The organism is Kitasatospora sp. NPDC038210, assembly GCF_055600605.1.
On the sequence record NZ_JBVJYK010000011.1, the window covers coordinates 15,522 to 29,001 of the forward strand.

17 protein-coding genes and 1 pseudogene are annotated in these 13,480 nt (G+C 73.4%); 7 read left to right on the forward strand and 11 right to left on the reverse strand.

The features are described from left to right. Positions 1 to 42: 42 nt before the first annotated feature. Both ACZ7KX_RS22350 and ACZ7KX_RS22355 read right to left on the reverse strand, forming a co-directional pair. A complete protein-coding gene (locus ACZ7KX_RS22350; RefSeq protein WP_470327974.1) occupies positions 43 to 912 on the reverse strand; it encodes an AfsR/SARP family transcriptional regulator in 870 nt (289 codons plus the stop codon). Between the two features lie 300 nt (positions 913 to 1,212). Continuing rightward, positions 1,213 to 1,938, reverse strand: a complete 726-nt coding sequence (locus ACZ7KX_RS22355; protein ID WP_470327975.1) for a ScbR family autoregulator-binding transcription factor — start codon at positions 1,936 to 1,938, stop codon at positions 1,213 to 1,215. A 329-nt stretch (positions 1,939 to 2,267) separates the two neighbouring features. Here ACZ7KX_RS22355 and ACZ7KX_RS22360 point away from each other — a divergent pair. Next, positions 2,268 to 2,435, forward strand: a pseudogene (locus ACZ7KX_RS22360) (IS5/IS1182 family transposase); the annotation flags it as partial. A 59-nt stretch (positions 2,436 to 2,494) separates the two neighbouring features. Here ACZ7KX_RS22360 and ACZ7KX_RS22365 read toward each other — a convergent pair. From ACZ7KX_RS22365 to ACZ7KX_RS22375, 3 genes are all read right to left on the reverse strand, one after another. After that, positions 2,495 to 2,806, reverse strand: coding sequence for a hypothetical protein (locus tag ACZ7KX_RS22365; RefSeq protein WP_470327976.1), 312 nt, complete (start codon positions 2,804 to 2,806; stop codon positions 2,495 to 2,497). Positions 2,807 to 2,959: 153 nt separating this feature from the next. Continuing rightward, positions 2,960 to 4,426 carry a Fic family protein gene (locus tag ACZ7KX_RS22370; RefSeq protein WP_470327977.1) on the reverse strand — a complete coding sequence of 489 codons (1,467 nt, stop codon included), beginning with the start codon at positions 4,424 to 4,426 and terminating at the stop codon, positions 2,960 to 2,962. A gap of 60 nt (positions 4,427 to 4,486) precedes the next feature. Next, positions 4,487 to 5,299: a hypothetical protein gene (locus ACZ7KX_RS22375; RefSeq protein ID WP_470327978.1), complete on the reverse strand. Its 813-nt coding sequence runs from the start codon at positions 5,297 to 5,299 to the stop codon at positions 4,487 to 4,489. 157 nt (positions 5,300 to 5,456) lie between these two features. Here ACZ7KX_RS22375 and ACZ7KX_RS22380 point away from each other — a divergent pair, with 157 nt between their 5' ends. Both ACZ7KX_RS22380 and ACZ7KX_RS22385 read left to right on the forward strand, forming a co-directional pair. Continuing rightward, positions 5,457 to 5,939, forward strand: a complete 483-nt coding sequence (locus ACZ7KX_RS22380; RefSeq protein WP_470327979.1) for an ArsR/SmtB family transcription factor — start codon at positions 5,457 to 5,459, stop codon at positions 5,937 to 5,939. Then, a complete protein-coding gene (locus ACZ7KX_RS22385) occupies positions 5,936 to 6,436 on the forward strand; it encodes an SRPBCC family protein (protein ID WP_470327980.1) in 501 nt (166 codons plus the stop codon). Before ACZ7KX_RS22380 ends, ACZ7KX_RS22385 begins: the two co-directional genes overlap by 4 nt. A gap of 101 nt (positions 6,437 to 6,537) precedes the next feature. Here the strand turns inward: ACZ7KX_RS22385 and ACZ7KX_RS22390 are convergent, their stop codons facing one another. Next, the gene (locus tag ACZ7KX_RS22390; protein ID WP_470327981.1) at positions 6,538 to 6,942 is read right to left on the reverse strand and encodes a RidA family protein; all 405 of its coding nucleotides are present in this window, start codon (positions 6,940 to 6,942) and stop codon (positions 6,538 to 6,540) included. Positions 6,943 to 7,195: 253 nt separating this feature from the next. On the opposite strand from ACZ7KX_RS22390, the gene ACZ7KX_RS22395 reads away from it, so the two are divergent. Next, positions 7,196 to 7,864 carry a C40 family peptidase gene (locus tag ACZ7KX_RS22395; protein ID WP_470327982.1) on the forward strand — a complete coding sequence of 223 codons (669 nt, stop codon included), beginning with the start codon at positions 7,196 to 7,198 and terminating at the stop codon, positions 7,862 to 7,864. 28 nt (positions 7,865 to 7,892) lie between these two features. Here the strand turns inward: ACZ7KX_RS22395 and ACZ7KX_RS22400 are convergent, their stop codons facing one another. Continuing rightward, positions 7,893 to 8,414 (reverse strand): MarR family winged helix-turn-helix transcriptional regulator, encoded by a 522-nt coding sequence (locus ACZ7KX_RS22400; RefSeq protein WP_470327983.1) that lies wholly within the window; start codon positions 8,412 to 8,414, stop codon positions 7,893 to 7,895. A 143-nt stretch (positions 8,415 to 8,557) separates the two neighbouring features. Between ACZ7KX_RS22400 and ACZ7KX_RS22405 the strand changes: the two genes are divergently transcribed. Then, positions 8,558 to 8,974, forward strand: a complete 417-nt coding sequence (locus tag ACZ7KX_RS22405; protein ID WP_470327984.1) for a VOC family protein — start codon at positions 8,558 to 8,560, stop codon at positions 8,972 to 8,974. 199 nt (positions 8,975 to 9,173) lie between these two features. On the opposite strand, the gene ACZ7KX_RS22410 is transcribed toward ACZ7KX_RS22405, so the two are convergent. Further along, positions 9,174 to 9,845, reverse strand: a complete 672-nt coding sequence (locus ACZ7KX_RS22410) for a DUF1707 SHOCT-like domain-containing protein (protein ID WP_470327985.1) — start codon at positions 9,843 to 9,845, stop codon at positions 9,174 to 9,176. A 78-nt stretch (positions 9,846 to 9,923) separates the two neighbouring features. Continuing rightward, complete coding sequence (locus tag ACZ7KX_RS22415; RefSeq protein WP_470327986.1) at positions 9,924 to 10,106, reverse strand: hypothetical protein; 183 nt, start codon at positions 10,104 to 10,106, stop codon at positions 9,924 to 9,926. A gap of 37 nt (positions 10,107 to 10,143) precedes the next feature. On the opposite strand from ACZ7KX_RS22415, the gene ACZ7KX_RS22420 reads away from it, so the two are divergent. Further along, positions 10,144 to 11,043, forward strand: a complete 900-nt coding sequence (locus ACZ7KX_RS22420; protein WP_470327987.1) for a LysR family transcriptional regulator — start codon at positions 10,144 to 10,146, stop codon at positions 11,041 to 11,043. A gap of 125 nt (positions 11,044 to 11,168) precedes the next feature. Further along, positions 11,169 to 11,351, forward strand: a complete 183-nt coding sequence (gene dmpI / locus ACZ7KX_RS22425) for a 4-oxalocrotonate tautomerase DmpI (RefSeq protein WP_350522894.1) — start codon at positions 11,169 to 11,171, stop codon at positions 11,349 to 11,351. A gap of 125 nt (positions 11,352 to 11,476) precedes the next feature. Here dmpI and ACZ7KX_RS22430 read toward each other — a convergent pair whose 3' ends face one another. Together ACZ7KX_RS22430 and thrS are read right to left on the reverse strand one after the other, a co-directional pair. Further along, complete coding sequence (locus tag ACZ7KX_RS22430) at positions 11,477 to 11,767, reverse strand: hypothetical protein (protein ID WP_470327988.1); 291 nt, start codon at positions 11,765 to 11,767, stop codon at positions 11,477 to 11,479. Between the two features lie 172 nt (positions 11,768 to 11,939). Beyond that, positions 11,940 to 13,271, reverse strand: a complete 1,332-nt coding sequence (gene thrS / locus ACZ7KX_RS22435) for a threonine--tRNA ligase (protein ID WP_470327989.1) — start codon at positions 13,269 to 13,271, stop codon at positions 11,940 to 11,942. Between the last annotated feature and the right edge of the window lie 209 nt (positions 13,272 to 13,480).

Genomic DNA, 13,480 nt, shown 5'->3' on the forward strand with positions numbered 1-13,480 from the left:
GGCGAACTCCCGGGCGGGCGCCGGGTCCTGCGACCGACCTGCTCAGCCGACCCGGCTGAGTCGGGCCGCCCCCTCCGACAACCCGGCTCCGGCGACGACGGGTTCGCGCCCGGGCCGCTCCGACGCGGCGGGCCGCTCCGGCGCGGCGAGCAGGATGGAGCGCTGCAGGCGGCGCAGTCCGGCCGAGGGTTCCATGCCCAACTCCCGTACCAGGGTGTTCCGCAGGCGCTGGTAGGCCTCCAGGGCCTCGCCGCGCCGCCCGGAGCGGTGCAGGGCGACCATGTACTGGCCGTGCAGGCTCTCGTGGGTGCGGTAGCGGTCGACCAGGACGGTGAGTTCGGCGAGCAGCACGCGGTGCCGCCCGAGCCGCAGGTCGGCGTCGATCCGCTGGTCCAGCGCGCAGAGCCGGGTCTCCTCCAACCGCTTGGCCTCGACGGCGAGTTGGCCGCCGACCGGGACGTCCGCGAAGGCCGGTCCGCGCCACAGTGCGAGCGCCTCGCCGAGCATCCGGGCGGCCAGCGGATGGTCCTCGCCGTCCATCGCCCGGTAGCCCGTGCCGGCCAGTCGCTCGAACTCGCGGACGTCCGTCAGCCCGCCGCCGCTGTTCAGCATGTAGCCGCCGGGCGAGGTGACCAGGACGTCCTTGGCGCAGGACGCCCCCGGACCGCCATCCCCCTGGGCGAGCGCTCGGTCGATGAGGTCGCGCAGTTGGAGGACGTACGTCTGCACGGTGGTGCGCGCACTGCGCGGCGGACGGCCGGACCACAGCTCGTCGGCCAGCACCCCCGCCGGAACCACCTGGTCGGCACGAAGTGCCAACAGCCCCAGCACCTGGCGCGGCTTCGGCGCCGACGGCACCACCGACACCCCGCACACCCGGACGTCCAACGCCCCGAGCACCCGAATTTCCACGATGACCACCCCAATCACACGGAACGCCGCAGGCTCTTCCGCCGCGGCCGGCACCCGGGTCGACAGCCCAGGGGGCAACTGTCACCAGTGAAAAACAGGACGCGCGGTTTGTCAATACAAAACCGAACGTGCTGTTTGTTTTGAGATGGGAGCCGTCCGCTCACCCTATGTATCCGCTCCGCCACCCTCCGTACCGGCCGCAGCGCAAAACAAAGGCGGCGCAGGACCCCCGCATCCCGCCACCGCCACCGCGCCTTCGCGCGCCCACCTCCCGCGGACGGGAGGCCGGTTGATCCGGCGTCAGCCCACGCCGACCCCTGCCTGCTCCTCGACCGGCACCGCACCGCCCTCGTCGCCGCCGCCGCCGTCCACGCCGTCGCCCGACGCACGGGCCGCGGCGATCTCGGCGACCACCTGGGCGCCCCGGTCCGGCCCCATCCGCAGCGAGCCGAGCACACCCGGCACGGCGATGCTCGGCATCAGGTGCTGGAACAGCCCGGACACCCGAAGCTCCAGGTCAGCGCGGCCGGAGAGCTTCTGGGACTGGATCTGGACCCCCGTCCACGCGGCGATGACCAGCCACGCGGTGTCCGCCGGAACGACGTGCGGCAGCAGCTCACCACGCTCGCCGGCCACGGTCAGCAGCGCCTCCATCCGGTCGATCCACCCGGGGATGGCTCCCCCGCCGAGGTCGTCGAACAGGTCCTGCCCGAGCGAGAGCCGGGCGCCCGCGCTCAGCAGCGGGTCACGCGGCATCAGATGCGCCACGACCATCCCGGTGTCCACGAGCTCCTGGAGCTTGCAGCTCCGTTCGGGAACCCCGTCCTGGGAGAACTGCTCCTCGACCACGCCCTGTGCGAGATCCCGCTTCGACGCGAAATGGAAATAGACCGCACCGCGCGTCACCCCGGCCCGGGTCACCACCTCCCCGATGGTCGCTCCCTCGTACCCGAACTCGTCGAAGACCGATGCCGCCGCCTCCAGGATCAGCCGACGCGTCCGGAGCGCCCGCTCCTGCCGTACCACCGCAACCACCCCGCCCTGAGATCCCGGAAAACAAAACCAAACACCCCGTATCTTAGCTACGCCCCACCCGCAACCGACAAGACGATGTCGGGCAATCCCCCAACCACTCGCCCTTCCCCGCAGTCCACCGAGCCCCGTCCGACGGTCCGTCACCACGCAACCCGCCAGCCACTGCCGTTCGACTTACCCGGAGAAATCCTTTCGCTCACAAAAACCGAACGATTGGTTTCCTTTCGTCGCGCAGTCGATCTCCCCGGCGCTGCCGCCACCGTTCCGCCGAGCGCGGTCAACCGGTCCCCTCCCTCGACCGGCCCGCCGGCGGGCCCTGGAGGGGAATCGAGTCCTCCACGCGCCGTGGACGGCACCGCCGGGTCATCGAGAGGACCGTGGCCCGGCTGGACGGCTTCCGCCCACTCCACCGTCGCTCCGAACGCGAGGCCGACCACTTCGCGGCGTTCGCCGGCATCGCGTCTGCCCTGATCTGCCACCGTCGACTCGCCACGTGCGCTGACTTCCACAGGTGTCAGCCCGTGGCTGGTTGCCGCTCAAAGGCCCTTCAGGATGCCTCTCCCCGAGCCGGGCACTGCCAGTCGGCCGCGTCGATCGCACGGCCGTCCAGGTCAGCAAGGTGGAAGCAATGGCCGTTGACCCACACCGTGACCGAATCCGGCCGATGCACGACCTGGAAGGGTTCGTCCCCACGCAACGTCCCGGACCAGGAACCGTCCGCCGCCGGTGAGTGGGTGACAACAACGCAGTTCTGCTGCCGCTGGATCCGGTAGGCGTCCGCCCAGGCCACCACAGTCAGCTCCAGCGGCGCTTCACCGTCGTTCGTGACCAGCAACCGCGCGGTTCCCCCGGCGAACACCCAGCACCTCTCCTCGCCCTGTCGGTGATCTTTCAGACGAGCGCCGTCCACAGGTGCACAGGTGCACAGGGCCCGATCTTCACACGCTAGGTCAGATCGGCCGGCACCGCCCGCTTCGTCTGCTCCCGCAGACCTTCCGAATGAGATGTCTTCTCAGCACTCCGCCGCGGCAAGGGCGTTGCGGCGGGTCTCGTCGAGGTGGACGCCGATGTAGCGGGCGAGGATCAGCGGGTCCTGCGGGTTGTCGGCCTGGAAGGTGATGCGGCGCAGCAGGGTGACGCCGTCGAGCCCGACGCCCTCGCGGGCGAGCACGAAGAGGAGGGTGAGGAAGGCCGCGCGGGCGTTGCCGTCGTCGAAGGGGTGGAAGAAGCAGACGTCGAGGTAGGCGCGTGCGGCGCGGACGGTGAGCGGGAGCGGCGGCCCGCCACCGTCGGTGTCACCGGCGGGACCGGCGCTCTCGGCGGGGCGAGCGCTCTCGGCGGGGCGAGCGCTGTCGGCGAGGCAGGCGTCGAAGCGGGCGCGGGTGTCGGGGGCGATGCCGTAGCGCTCCCTGCCGCCCTTGGCGAAGGCCGGCAGGGTGCGGAAGCGCGGCGGCTCCGGTGTGCCCAGCACGTGCTGCTGCCAGCCCCGGAGCAGTTCGAAGTCGAGGGCGGCGCCGCGTGCCGCGTCGGCGCGGAGTCGGTCGAGGGCGGCGAGCAGGCCGTCCGCCCGGGCGGGGTCGATGGAGCCGTCGAAGGCACGGATGTCCTCGGCGGCTCCGTCGCGGGTCGGGGTCACCGGCCCGGGCGTCGCCTCCGCCGAGGGTTCCGGCCAGGCCACGTCCGGTCGCACCGCGAGCCAGCGCTCCAGGTGGTCGGGTACGGCCGCGGCCGCGGCCGCGGCCCGCCGGTCGGCGGCCTCGACGGGCCGGTCGGCGTCCGCGGCCACCGGCGGCAGCGACTCCGCCAGCCGCTCGGCGACCTCGGTGACCAGAACGGTGTCGGGGCTGACCCAGCTCGTGAACCGCCCGCCGACCGCCTCCTCGACGAGTTCCCGGGCGGTGTCGGGCGCGACACCCCAACGGGCGAGGAACCAGGTGAGCACCTGCTCGCAGTGCCCGTACCAGCCGCTGTCGCCGCAGGTGCGGTCGGCCACGTGCAGGATGAGGCTGCGGGCGGCGCTCTGCCACAGGGCCCGCTGCTCCCCGACGGCGGCCGGGTCCAGCGGGTACGCCTCGAACCGTTCGGCGAGGTCCTCCAGCCAGCCGCGCCACTCGCGCACCGCCGCGACGACCCGCCCCAACGTCTCCTCCGGGGTGGTCACCGAGTGCGGCGGGCAGCACCAGCTGTCGATCGGCCCGCCGTCGTAGTCCCCCTCGCCGATGGCCCAGCGCCAGCCGACGATCCAACCGCCGTAGTGCTGCGCGAGGGCGTAGGACATGGCGCCGGCCCAGGGCGCGGCCACGTTCCGGCTCCACTCGCGCCGCTCGGCGTCGCCCGTGGGGGCGTCGGACGCGGAGGGCACGCGCAGCGCCGGTCCGAGCCCGCGGACCTCCTGCTCGACCGATGCGGCGTCGAAGGGGTGACGGGCCGGGTCCACGTCGTGCCAGCTCAGGCGGCCGGGGGCCAGGTTCGGAATCACTGCGTCAGCTCGGCACACCGGTGCGATGCCGGTTCACGTGGTGTTCGGCCCGGCCCGGTGTCAGGTCGCCCAGGGCAGCCGCAGTGCCTCCAACTCGGCGTCGCCCAGCAGGGCTTCGATGAGGGCCGGGGGTCCGGCGACCTTGGTGGCCCAGAGGTCGTAGTCGGTGCACAGCACCCAGGAGCGGTCGGCGGCCCAGAGGTTGGAGGGGCTGGAGTTCACGTCGTCGGTGTCGTAGAGGAGTTCGGCGTCGCCGAGGCGGCCCTCGCGCACGTGGTGCTTGTCGAAGTCGTCGGCCGCCATCATCAGCGGGTTGTAGTAGGCCAGGCAGCGGGTGTCCGGGCCGGCCGGGCTGTGCTCGGTGAGGACGGCGATCAGACGGTTCCAGGTCTCCCGGTCGAGGCTCCCCTCGGTGGGCGGGACGATCCCGAGCGGCCAGCTGCCGTCCTTCCTCCCGGACGGGAAGCAGTGGTGGCAGGGCAGCTGCCCCTCGGGCACGACGGGGTCGCCGGTCCGTTCGGCGAGTTCGGCCCAGCGCAGCCGCCGCCAGCCGGGTCCGGGGTGCTCGGCGCGGACGAGGTCACCGCCCGTGGCCACGCCCACGGCGTCGAGGTCCACGCCCACGAGGACGAGGGGCTGCGCGCTCCCGTCCGCCAGCCGGGCCTGGCGGTACTCGTGGTGCGTGAGTTCGCCCGGCCCCTGCTCGTGCTCGTACATGGCGTTGAGCACCCAGGCGGCATCGGGCATCGCCGGCGGCATGAACCCGAGCACGCCGTCGCCGCACAGCTCGGTCAGCCAGTCGGCCGAACTGGAGGGCGCGAGGGGCCACCGGCCCCGCAGCGGGTCGGTCGACGGTTCGGGGTCCCGAGGCATCCGATCATGATCCCACACCGGTGGCTCGGGGCCGCCGGGCGGGCGGCACGGCCTGCACGGCCTGCACGGCGAAGCTCTCGCAACCAAACGGTTGAACAAGCGCGTGAGGCGGCGTAGCGTTGTTCTCAACCAATCGGTTGAGGAAGAGCAGGAGTGCATGGTGGCTGTCGACCAGCTGTCCCGGGCCTTCGTGGCCCTGGCGGATCCGACGCGACGGGACATCGTGGCCCGGCTGTCACTGCGGGACGCGACCGTCGGCGAGCTGGCCGAGTCCTATGCGATGTCCATGCAGGCCGTCTCCAAGCACCTGAAGGTGCTGGAGGAGGCCGGACTGGTGAGTCGCAGCCGGGACGGGCAGCGACGGCCGTGCCACCTGGAGCCGCAGGTGTTCGACTTGATGACGAGCTGGATCGAGCGGTACCGGCGCCAGGCCGAGGAGCGCTTCGGCCGCCTGGACGCCCTCCTCGCGGAGCTGGCGGACGACGATGCCCACACCGGGCCCGCCGCCTCCACCACGCCCACCGACACCGACACCGACAGCGACAGCGACGGCGACAGCGACAGCGACAGCGACAGCAGCGACGACAACGACAGCCACGGCAAGGACCGACCCCAGCAGAGCGAAGGAGACCCGTCATGACCTCCACCACCGGCCCCGAGACCCACATCGAGGCGGACCCGCAGCTGCCCACCATCCGGATCGTCCGCGAGTTCGACGCCCCGCAGGAGCGGGTGTTCCGGGCCTGGATCGAGCCCGAGCTGGTCGCCCAGTGGCTCGGCCCGAAGGACCTGGAGATGAAGATCGACACCTGGGAGGCCCGGACGGGCGGGCACTACCGCTACACGATGCACCGCGACGGCCAGGAGATCGCCGCCTTCTTCGGCTCCTTCCACGAAGTCCGGCCGACCACCCGGCTCGTCCAGACCTTCACGTTCGAGGGTGTGCCGGACGGCGTCTCGCTGGACACCGCCACCTTCGAGCCCGCCGGGGAGGGCCGCACCCGGGTCACCGTGCTGTCGGTGGTCGACAGCCTGGCGGCCCGGGACGCCATCCTGGCCAGCGGCATGGAGCACGGCGTCGTCGAGGGCTACCGGCAGCTGGACGCCCTGCTCGCCACAGGCCTCGCCGCGGGCTGACCGAGCGACAGGCGGGCTCACGTGCCGCCGTGATCGCCCGGGCCCTCCGGCTCCCGGACTCCTGGGCCCGCGGGCTCCCGGATCCCCCGCTTCCCGGGCGATCAGGGCAGCACGGCCACCGCCTCCACCTCCACCAGCTGGTCGTCGTACCCGAGCACCGAGACGCCGAGGAGGGTGCTGGGCGCGTCGTGCTCCCCCATGTACGCGCGGTACACGTTCCACACCTTCACCAGGTCCGCCTGGTCACCGGAGGCCACGTACACGGTCGTCCGGGCGATGTCCGTCAGCCCGGCGCCGGCGTCCTCCAGCACCGTCACCAGGTTGCGCATCACCTGGTGGGCCTGCGCCTCGAAGTCGCCGACGGCGACCGTCCGGCCCTCCTCGTCGAGCGGGCAGGCTCCGGCCAGCCACAGCGTGCGCGCCGGGGCGTCGACCAGCGCGCCGTAGGCGTAGTCGACGGCCTGCGTCAGACGTGTGGTGCGGATCAACTTGACGGCGCTGCTCATGAGGTCCTCCGACGGCCCGACCGAACGTTCGCGCCCATCGTTGGCCCCATGTGAACGACCGTCAAACGATTTACCGACGGAATCCCTGCGGTCACAAGGCCGGTGCGCCCACGATTCACCGTTGCGGGTGATGGCGGGCGACCCCACCGGAACGCGATCCTGGTGCCCACGCACGCGCCTCCACACGCGTGTGTCCGCGCACGCACCTCCACACGCGTGTGTCCGCCCGCAACCGCCGCCCGGGAGCCGCCCCATGGAACGCCAACCGTCCGACCGCGACCAGGACGCCGGCGTCGGCGTCGGACGGCGCCGCGTGCTCGGCCTCGCCCTCGGGGCGGGCCTGGTCCCGGCGCTCGCCCCCTCGCTCACCCCGGCGGCGCAGGCAGCGCAGGCGGCACACGCCGCACACCCGACGCCCACCCCACCCCCCGCACGGGACACCGAGCCCGCCGGCGCGCCGGGCCTGCGGGTCGCCGCCGTGGCAGCCGCCCAGATCGGGGTGCCGTACGCCTGGGGCGGCGGCGACCGCCTCGGCGCGGGCCTCGGCTTCTGCGACGACCAGAACGGCTACCTCAACGGCGTGTGCATGGGCGAGACGACGGTGGGCTTCGACTGCAGCGGCCTCTCGCTCTACTGCTGGTACCGGGGCAGCGAGGGTGCCGTCGAGCTGGGGCACTACACCGTCGCCCAGTTCAACCGCAGCGCCCCGGTGGAGCGCGACGCGCTCGCCCCGGGCGACCTGCTGTTCTTCTCCCGCCCCGACGCGCCGCTGCACCACGTCGGCATCCACGTCGGCGACGGCGCGATGATCCACGCCGAGCGCACCGGGACGCTGGTCGCCCGCGTCGAGCACGTGCTCGACGTACCGCGCTGGGCGGGCGAGTTCGCCGGCGCCCGCCGCCCCGGCCCGCCCGCCGCTTGACCGGCCGCCACCCCGGCCCGGTCACCGGTCACGGACCGGTGCGCCGCTCCCCCGTTCCCCGGTGGACCCGGAGCAGCAGTGCCTGCAGCACCTGCCGCTCCCCCGCGTCCAGCGGCGCCAGCACCTCGTCCTGCACCGCCCGCGCCTGCCCGTCGAGTTCGGCGAGCAGCGCGCGCCCGGCGGTGGTGATCGAGACCGAGACCCGCCGCCGGTCGGCGCGGTCCCGGGCGCGCTCGACGTATCCGGCGCCGGCGAGTTGGTCGGCGACCTTGGCGAGGTCGCTCGGGTCGAGGCTCAGCCGCCGTACGAGGTCGCGCTGGGCCTGCGGACCGAAGTCGGCGAGCGAGGCGAGCACCGCCATGTCCCAGAGCCGCAGGCCGCGTTCGGCCAGCCGCTCGGCGAGCCGGACACGGGCCGTCCGGCCGACCCGGGAGAGCAGATACGTGCTCAGATCCAACAGGGACGGGGGAAGTTCGAGTCCGGGGAGGTCGGGCGCGGAGCCCTCGGGCTCGGGACGCTCGGACGCGGAGGGCGGGTTCTCGGAGGCCATGGCGCCATTCTAGGGTCCAGACCTATAGTGGGTGCCGACCCACTAATATTGGACCCGAGTCGCCCGTGGCCGACCCGAGCCACCCCGAACCGACCCGAGCCGACCTGACCCGATCCGAACCGACCGAACCCAGGAGTTCGCCCGTGGACGCCCTGTACCCCCGCCTGCTCGTCACCCGCTTCGCCGACTGCTTCGCCTTCTACGGCGCGATCCTGCCGCCGTTCACCGGCGCCGCCCTGGTCAAGGGCACACCCGAGGGCCCGTACGCCAACTGGGACGTCGCCGACCAGGCCGTCCTGGTGCTCTTCGACCGTTCCATGATGGCCGCCACCCTGGGCACCGCCGGGTCGCCCGCCCGCCCCGCCGCACCCACGCAGGACTCCGCGATGCTGGTCTTCCGGGTGGATGACGTGGACGCCGCGGTCGACCTCTGTCTGCGGCACGGCGGCACCCTGGCCGTCAAGGCGACCGACCGGCCGGAGTGGGGCCCGAACCTCCGCACCGCCCATCTGCGGGACCCGGACGGTCACCTGATCGAGCTTCAGTCGTACGGAGACTGAGACCCGTCCCCCTGACGCAGGTCAGGGGCTCCGGTCGGGGACACCGGTCAACGACGCCGGTCAACGACGCCGGTGAAGGACGGCGGTGAAGGACGGCGGCCCTCGCGGTGGTCGGGGGTTCGGCGCAGCACCGCGCGAGGACACCGAGGGCGTGGGCGGGCGCGTCCGGCACTGCCGCGCGATTCGCCGCCTGCGCGCGCTACCCCAGGGGCCGTCGGCCGCTCGGCCTGCGCGACCTCCGCGGCTGCCGCACGACGACTCGGCCGAAGGTCTTCTTGCCGACCAGCTCCACGCGCAGCCGGACCGGCACGTCGGGGTCCGGCGTCTGCCGGTCCCTGACCCTGCTGAACTCCAGGGCCAGGCCGTCGGCATCGACCACCACGCCCGGCGCGACGATCAGCGTCAGGGTCTTGCCCCGCATGTCCAGCACGATCTGCACGGTGTCCTGGGTGATCACCGCTTGCGTGAAGTCCAGTGTCACCTTGCAGAACTCCGCGGACAGCTCCAGCCGCCGCGGCACCACCCAGCGCCCCGAGCGCTCGACCGTACTGAACCGCTGGTCGATCCGGACCACGTCCTTGACCTCGGCCAGGGCCCCGGTCGCCGAGACCGGCCCGGTCGGAAGGTCCACGGTGAGCTCGGCGAGCTCGTCGACCGTACGCGCCGACAGGGCCGCGTCCACGCGCTCGTCCAGCTCGTCCGACGTCAGTCGGCCGTCGCCCGCCGCGACCCGGAGCAGCTCGACCACGCGGTCCCGGTCCGCGTGGGAGGCCCGCAGCGCGGGCTGCGAACCGTGCCCGGAGGACGTTCCGGCGGGCTTCCCGGCGGACCCTGCAGTGGGCTTCCCGATGGGCGAGATCTCTCCCGGCATGCATCCCGTCCTGAGCTCGACGAAGGGCTTTCACGCGATGGGGTCGGTGGTGCGGCCGACAGCGCGAACAGGAACACGCTATATCGCGATACGTTTGGCCGCCAGGGTCGACCACGGGCCGGCCACGGACGGGACGGCCACGGACGGGACGGCCACGGACGGGACGGCCACGGACGGGACGGCCACGGACGGGACGGCCACGGACGGGACGGCCACGGACGGGACGACCGCCGACAGGCCGACCGCGGACGGACCGACCACGGCGGGCCGACCATCGACAGTTCGAGCAGGGGATCGCATGGAGCTACGGCAGCTGCGCTGCTTCGTCGCCGTGGCCGAGGAGCTGCACTTCGGGCGGGCCGCCCAGAAGCTGCTGCTCGGCCAGCCCGCCGTGAGCCAGCAGGTCCGGCGCCTGGAACGGGAGTTGAAGGTCGAGCTGTTCGACCGCTCGCCCCGGCACGTCCGGCTGACCCAGGCCGGCGAGCGCTTCCTGCCCGCCGCCCGGGACGTCCTGGCCGCCGAGGACGCCGCCCGCGCCCTCGCCGCCGATCTGGCCGCGCCGGCCGTCCTCCGGCTCGGCACCGTCACCGGGCTCGGCGAGCGGCTCGACCTGGTCCTGGACACTTACCAGCGGCGGGCCCCCGAGGTGCGCGTCGAACTGCACTCCGCCCCGGTGCGGGAACGGCTCGCCCGGCTGGCGGACGGCCGTCTCGACGCCGCGTTCGTCCGCGGTGCCGTCGCCGAGGACAGCCCCGACCTCCGCTTCCTGCCCGTCTGGGAGGACGAGTTGGTGCTCGCGCTGCCCGCGCGGCACGCCCTCGCCGACCGGCCCGAGGTCGACCTCGCGGACCTCGCCGACCTGCCGCTACGACTCACCGAGCGCCGCAACAACCCGGCCCTGGTGGACCTGGTGACGGACGCCTGCGCCCGGGCCGGCTTCCGGCCGGTCCCCGGCCCGGCGCACGACGGCACCCTCCAGGACACCCTTGCCTCGATCGGCACCGGCACCCCGATGTGGACGGTGGTGTACGCCGCCAACGCCCGGATGACGAACGCCCACCGGATCGCCTTCCGCCCCTGCCGGACCCCGCTGGCCGTACCGACCTCGATCGCCGTACGGCGCACCGCCCCGCTCCCCCGGCTGCTCCTGGAAGCCTGCCGCCACACCGCTCCGACCGGGGACGATCAGGATTCGTGATCGCTGCCAGAGCGAATCGGGTCTGGGTGCCGACGGCCCGGTGGGGTGGACTGTTCCCAGCCGGAGAAACCGGCAGGAGAACCCGGCCGGAAGTCCCGGCGGGAACACCCGGTCAGGAGCCGAACATGCCCATCGTCACCATTCAGCAGGGCCCGCGCGGGGTCGAGCAGAAGCGCGAGCTGGTCGAGCGGATCACCGAGGCCTTCGTGGCGACCCTGGAGGTTCCCGCCGAGAGCGTGTCGGTGTGGATCCAGGAGTACCCGGCGGAGAACTGGGGCGCCGCGGGCCGGCTCACCGCGGACCGGTAGCCGCCGCGGGCCGACCGCCGCGGGCCGACCGCCGGGCGCCTCCCGGCGGTCGGCGGCCGAGGCCGGCCGAGGCGCTCAGGCAGCAAGCAGGCAAACGGTCGAGGCAGACCGGCGGGCCCGGCCCGCTACTCCTCCACCAGCAGCACCACGCGGTCGCCCGGTCGCTCCCCCGTGCGGGACGGGCCGTCCGCCCGGGCGAGCGCGTCGGCGAGGGTGTCCGGTGCGCAGGCCCGCCCGACGACCGGCGAGGCCGCGTCCGCGCCCGGAACGTGCCCGAGCACGGCGGCGCAGTAGCGGCCGTCGGGTACGGGCAGCGGGCGGAGTTGGGCCGAGCCGGCCGGGGTGGCGGCGACGGCCCCGGCGAGGGCGAGGGAGCCGGCGAGGGCGGGGGCGGCGAACCTGCGCGGGATGCGCACGGGATACCTCCGGTACGGGTGGGGACAGCGGCGGCCGTGGACTCGACCGCCGCGCCCATTCGACGGGCGGCCGCCGCCCACGGCCCGGCCGACACACCGCGAGCCGCACTAGTCGTACGTTCGCCACCGGCCCGACGGACGCCGCGCCCTCGACGGCCCGTTCACCGCCCGCTCACCGCCCGGGACCGTCCTCCCACAGCTCGGCACCGCAGGCGGCGACCAGCGCGCCGATCTTGGCCCACGCCTCCTCCGCCGGCAGCGGCTCCAGCCGCCGGCCGTCCCGAAGCCGCAGCGCGACCCGGTCGTCCACGGCCTCCTTCGCGCCGATCACCGCCTGGTACGGCACCAGCCTGGCCTCCCGGATCCGGGCACCGAGGCTTCCGTGCTCGGGCCCGGCGACCTCGGCCCGCAGCCCGAGGTCGAGGCAGCGCTGCCGGAGCCGTTCGGCCTGCGGCAGTTCGGCGTCGGAGATCGGCAGCAGCACGACCTGGGCGGGCGCCAGCCAGGCCGGGAACGCGCCGCCGTACAGCTCGATCAGGTGGGCGACCACCCGTTCGACGCTGCCGATCACGCTGCGGTGGACCATCACCGGGCGGTGCTTGGCGCCGTCCGGGCCGATGTAGTGCAGGTTGAACCGCTCGGGCTGGTGGAAGTCGATCTGGACGGTGGAGAGGGTGAACTCGCGCCCGGCGCCGTCGGCGATCTGCACGTCGATCTTGGGCCCGTAGAACGCGGCCTCGCCCTCCGCCGCCTCGAACGGCACTCCGGACCGCTCCAGCACGTCGGTGAGCAGCGCGGTGGCGCGCTCCCAGAGCGCCGGATCGGCAACGTACTTGCCCCCCGCGCCGGGCAGCGAGAGGCGGTGGCGGACCGGCACGATGCCGAGCGCCCGGTGCGACTCGCGGATCAACTCCAGTGCGGCGACGGCCTCGTCGGCGGCTTGCTCCGGGGTGCAGAACACATGGGCATCGTTCAGCTGGATCGCCCGGACCCTGGTCAGCCCGCCCAGCACCCCGGACAGCTCGGAGCGGTACATCCCGCCCAACTCGGCCATTCGCAGCGGTAGTTCGCGGTAGCTGTGGGAACGGGAGCGGTAGATCAGGGCATGGTGCGGGCAGAGGCTGGGCCGCAGCACCACCTCCTCCGAGCCCAGCTCCATGGGTGGGAACATGTCCTCGCGGTAGTGCGCCCAGTGCCCGGAGATCTCGTACAGTTCGCGCTTGCCGAGCACCGGGGAGTAGACGTGGCGGTAGCCGGCCCGGCGCTCGCGGCCGCGGATGAACTCCTCCAGGGCGTGCCGGATCGCGGCGCCGTCGGGCAGCCAGTACGGCAGGCCGGCGCCCATCAGCGGGTCGGTGTCGAACAGGTCGAGCTCACGGCCGAGCCTGCGGTGGTCGTGAGCGGGGTGGTCGTGTACGGCGCTGTCCTGCGCGGCGGCGGCGTGAACCGCGTTGTCGTACGCGGCGGCGTGTACGGCGGTGTCGTGCGCGGGCTGGGCGTTCATGGTTCTGGTCTCCACTCTGGGACTGCGGGCGAGTGGAGCCGGGAACGACGAAGCCCCGGGGCACTCGCCCCGGGGCTTCGGACTAGGTCAGCAGTCAGCGCGCCGGGACTCTCTCCGGCGTCGTCGTGGCGAGTGCAGCGCGCTTCATGTCATCCACCGTAGCAGGCCGGTGGCCGAGCGCGAGATCATTTCCGGCCGCCGCGACCGGC

Coding starts and splice junctions, on each gene's coding strand:
- ACZ7KX_RS22410 (WP_470327985.1), bottom strand. CDS start 9,845: ATGCCGGGAGAGATCTCGCCCATCGGGAAGCCCACTGCAGGGTCCGCC.
- ACZ7KX_RS22380 (WP_470327979.1), top strand. CDS start 5,457: ATGGTGGCTGTCGACCAGCTGTCCCGGGCCTTCGTGGCCCTGGCGGAT.
- ACZ7KX_RS22375 (WP_470327978.1), bottom strand. CDS start 5,299: ATGCCTCGGGACCCCGAACCGTCGACCGACCCGCTGCGGGGCCGGTGG.
- ACZ7KX_RS22420 (WP_470327987.1), top strand. CDS start 10,144: ATGGAGCTACGGCAGCTGCGCTGCTTCGTCGCCGTGGCCGAGGAGCTG.
- ACZ7KX_RS22400 (WP_470327983.1), bottom strand. CDS start 8,414: ATGGCCTCCGAGAACCCGCCCTCCGCGTCCGAGCGTCCCGAGCCCGAG.
- ACZ7KX_RS22390 (WP_470327981.1), bottom strand. CDS start 6,942: ATGAGCAGCGCCGTCAAGTTGATCCGCACCACACGTCTGACGCAGGCC.
- dmpI (WP_350522894.1), top strand. CDS start 11,169: ATGCCCATCGTCACCATTCAGCAGGGCCCGCGCGGGGTCGAGCAGAAG.
- thrS (WP_470327989.1), bottom strand. CDS start 13,271: ATGAACGCCCAGCCCGCGCACGACACCGCCGTACACGCCGCCGCGTAC.
- ACZ7KX_RS22395 (WP_470327982.1), top strand. CDS start 7,196: ATGGAACGCCAACCGTCCGACCGCGACCAGGACGCCGGCGTCGGCGTC.
- ACZ7KX_RS22385 (WP_470327980.1), top strand. CDS start 5,936: ATGACCTCCACCACCGGCCCCGAGACCCACATCGAGGCGGACCCGCAG.